Origin of the sequence: Clostridium gallinarum (assembly GCF_014836325.1) — a bacterium.
Taxonomy (GTDB): domain Bacteria; phylum Bacillota; class Clostridia; order Clostridiales; family Clostridiaceae; genus Clostridium; species Clostridium gallinarum.
Genome location: NZ_JACSQZ010000108.1, coordinates 1 through 3,680 on the forward strand (window position 1 = coordinate 1; position 3,680 = coordinate 3,680).

Sequence of the window (3,680 nt, forward strand, 5' to 3'; positions counted from 1 at the left end):
TTGCTGGTTTATTTTACTTAACTTATATTCTGTTCAATTTTCAAAGACCATTTTCTTCGTCGCCCTCAAGCGACTTCATTATCTTATCACCTTTCTTTTAAGCTGTCAACATATTTTTTATTAATTTATAAAAACTTGTTTCAGCCCTAGGCGATGACTATATATTATCACCTCAAAATATCTTTGTCAACATTATATTTTACTTTTTATTTATATATACTCTTTAACTTATTTGTAACCTAAATATTTTAATATTATAAGCGATGTATCTTCTATAGCTCTTTGTGTTACATCTATAGTCTTACATCCTATTCTTCTAATTATTTTATCAGCAAATTCAAATTCCTCAAGAATTCTTGCATCGCTTGCATAATCTATACCTGTAGGTATTCTGTGAAACTTATCTAATCTTCTTTTTCTTATTTCTATTAACTGAAGTGGATCTATTACTAATCCAAAAATTTTCCTTCTATCAATTTCAAAAAGCTCTATAGGTACTTCCACTTCTGGCATAAGTGGTATATTAATAGCTTTTAACCCCTTATTAGCTAAATACATACATATAGGGGTCTTAGATGTTCTTGATAGACCTATTAAAATAACATCTGCATTTTTTAACCCTCTATGATCTTTACTATCATCATATTGCATGGCAAACTCCATAGCTTCTATTCTCTTATAATATACATCATCTATTTTCCTCATAGCACCTGGATTATTTTCTGGCATTTTATTTAAAATAGATGATGTAACATTTATTATAGGACTAAGAACATTAATTATTGATATATTTCTTTCCAAACATTTTTGAGTTAAATATTCTCTAACACTTACTGTAATAATAGTAGATACTACTATACAATTTTTATTCTCATCTATTTCTTTTATTAACTCTTCTACATCTTCCATATCTTTTACATAAGGTATTCTTTTAACTTCAACTTCACCTTTAAATTGACTAGCCGCAGCTAATCCAACTTGCTCCGCAGTTTCTCCAATAGAATCTGATACTGAAAAAATCTTCATAACTTCAATCCCTCCCAACGCATATTTTATTATTAATTTAAATAGTTTAAATATTCAATCTTATTATAGCAATAAATAAAATAATTTGTTATGTTTATATAAAATAATATATAGATATGTTAAAATTTTAATATCTTATTATTCTATAGGAGGATATAATGTCTAGTAAATTTAACACTGAAAAATGGCTAACAATTGGATTACTTCCTTTAATGTGGCTAGCATATTTTGCATTTGAAATTATAACAGGTAGAGTAAAGGATATTTATACTCTAATAATGAACCTCTCTCTAACTCTTATATTTGCGTTAATAGGCTGGCTTATTTATGCTTTATCAAAAAAACATGAATATGGTTTTTCTAAAAAAGTATTATTTATTATATTTTTAACACTTATGATTATTGATCAAGGTATTAAAATAATAATAAAGTTATTTTTCTTCAATGATTACTTTGAAATTATAAAAAGTTTCCTATCTTTTGATCCTATAATAAATACGGATGGCTCATGGCTTAATGCGCGTTTTGGATTGGGAGTTGGCTTTATAACTCTAATAATTTTAAATGTATTTGCTGTAATTTTATTTATAGAAGTATATAGATATTATCTGTATAAAGGAAATAAAGATTTCTGGGCTGATATGTCATTCTCATTTATTACAGCAGGTGCATTATGCTCACTGATAGATAAAGTATTTTATGGAGGAAGCTTAGATTTTATAGGAATAAGTAATTTATTTATAGCAGATATTAAAGATATATATATTAATCTAGGAATTTTATTCTTTATTATGTTAATTTATATAAAAGGCTATTTTAAAGAAGAAGATAATACAACTCTAAAGGATGATATAAATTCTATAAAAGCATTTATAAAATTTATAAAAAAAGATATATTAAAAAAATAAGAAGGATATAATCCTTCTTATTTTATATAATGCTAAGCAAGTTCTTATAAAAAAAATCACTTCTATATAGAAGTGATTTTTGGTGGCTTACCCGGGAATCGAACCCGGTACACCTTGATTAAAAGTCAAGTGCTCTACCGATTGAGCTAGTAAACCTTATGACCTGGCAACGTCCTACTCTCCCACACAGTCTCCCATGCAGTACCATCGGCGCTGTAGAGCTTAACTTTCCTGTTCGGAATGGAGAGGAGTGTTTCCTCTACGCCATCATCACCAGATATTTTTCTCTCAACAAGAACTTATTATATAGACTTATTTCATTATTGTCAACATGTTTTTTTAAAATAATTTATATTTTTTATCTTTTTTTTATATTATTTTAATTTTTATAGAATATTATTAAAGCTATTAAGAAAATTTATCTCCTAATAGCTCTACTTTTACTTCTTTAATTTATTAATATATTCTCTTATTAATTTATTAGACTCTTTAAATTTAATTAATTCATCATCTGTCATATTAATTTCAACTACTTCTTTAACGCCTTCTCCATTAAGTACTACAGGTACCCCACTAAATACGTCATATTCTCCATATTCACCTTCTAATAATGTTGAAACAGGAATTATCTTATTTTCATCATTTATAATTGCCTTTATTATTCCTACTGTTGCAGATGCTATAGCATAATATGTCGTTCCTTTTCTATTGTATACTTCCCATCCAGCTCTAGCAGTATCTAAAACCAACTTATCTAAATCAACTTCCCCATATCTATCTTTATTATCTTCTACTACTTTATTAAATGGCTTTCCACCTATATATACATGAGACCATGGAACCATTTGAGAATCTCCATGCTCTCCCATAGAATATGCTTGAACACTTCTAGGATCTACATTAAATATATCACCTATGAAATTTTTTAATCTCGCTGAATCTACAGAAGTGCCAGATCCAATTACATTACTCTTAGGTAATCCCGATAATTTATACACATGATATGCTATTATATCCACAGGATTTGATACAATTATAAAATGTCCCTTAAACCCACTTTGCATTATAGGAGTAACTATTGATTCTGCAATCTTAGCTGATAAATCTAAGGTATCTAATCTTGTTTGTCCTGGTTTAGGTGGAGCTCCTGCAGTTATTACTACTATATCAACATCTCCACATTCTTCATAAGATCCAACTTTTATCTTAGTATTTCTATTTAAATATTCTATACAATGATTTAAATCCATTACTTCCCCAAGAGCTTTTTCTTTGTTTATATCTATTAGAAGAACTTCATCACAAACACCTTGAGTTATTAAGCTAAAGGCTGTGCTGGATCCAACTAATCCAGTTCCAACTATAGCAACTTTTCTTCTTTTTGAAAACATATTAACCCTCCTAAAATTTATTATATATTTTAGTTTATCATACTTTTAATAATTAATTTATAGAAAATAAAAAAAGTATTAAAATATCATATTTAGGTTCTGTCACAAACTCCAATTCACCTTGATATAATACTTTAACACTTGCAATTGAAGATCGAAAATTATAAAAATCCATTTCTTAGAATATGATTTTTACTATTTTCATAAAGCTATCCATATATTTGCACTTTATTATAATTTCCTATAAAACAAAAAAATCCTAAACATATGTTTAGGATTTTGGTGCGTCATCAGGGGATCGAACCCGGGACACCCTGATTAAGAGTCAGGTGCTCTACCAACTGAGCTAATAACG

The 3,680-nt window shown here is 27.8% G+C and carries 3 protein-coding genes, 1 tRNA gene and 1 rRNA gene; 1 reads left to right on the plus strand and 4 read right to left on the minus strand.

The genetic code is table 11. From position 1 onward, the window contains the following. Positions 1–228: 228 nt before the first annotated feature. Positions 229–1,026 carry a pyruvate, water dikinase regulatory protein gene (locus tag H9660_RS15860; RefSeq protein ID WP_191751341.1) on the minus strand — a complete coding sequence of 266 codons (798 nt, stop codon included), beginning with the start codon at positions 1,024–1,026 and terminating at the stop codon, positions 229–231. A 158-nt stretch (positions 1,027–1,184) separates the two neighbouring features. Here H9660_RS15860 and H9660_RS15865 point away from each other — a divergent pair, with 158 nt between their 5' ends. Then, positions 1,185–1,934, plus strand: a complete 750-nt coding sequence (locus tag H9660_RS15865) for a signal peptidase II (protein WP_191751342.1) — start codon at positions 1,185–1,187, stop codon at positions 1,932–1,934. Between the two features lie 80 nt (positions 1,935–2,014). On the opposite strand, the gene H9660_RS15870 is transcribed toward H9660_RS15865, so the two are convergent. The 3 genes from H9660_RS15870 to H9660_RS15880 all read right to left on the minus strand — a co-directional run bounded on the left by H9660_RS15870 (position 2,015) and on the right by H9660_RS15880 (position 3,325). Beyond that, a tRNA-Lys gene (locus H9660_RS15870) sits at positions 2,015–2,090 on the minus strand. 5 nt (positions 2,091–2,095) lie between these two features. Further along, positions 2,096–2,212 (minus strand): 5S ribosomal RNA (gene rrf, locus H9660_RS15875). A 162-nt stretch (positions 2,213–2,374) separates the two neighbouring features. Continuing rightward, positions 2,375–3,325, minus strand: coding sequence for an L-lactate dehydrogenase (locus tag H9660_RS15880; RefSeq protein WP_191751343.1), 951 nt, complete (start codon positions 3,323–3,325; stop codon positions 2,375–2,377). Between the last annotated feature and the right edge of the window lie 355 nt (positions 3,326–3,680).

Excerpts from the sequence above, each read along its gene's own strand:
- H9660_RS15860 (WP_191751341.1), bottom strand. The coding sequence starts at position 1,026 with ATGAAGATTTTTTCAGTATCAGATTCTATTGGAGAAACTGCGGAGCAA.
- H9660_RS15865 (WP_191751342.1), top strand. The coding sequence starts at position 1,185 with ATGTCTAGTAAATTTAACACTGAAAAATGGCTAACAATTGGATTACTT.
- H9660_RS15880 (WP_191751343.1), bottom strand. The coding sequence starts at position 3,325 with ATGTTTTCAAAAAGAAGAAAAGTTGCTATAGTTGGAACTGGATTAGTT.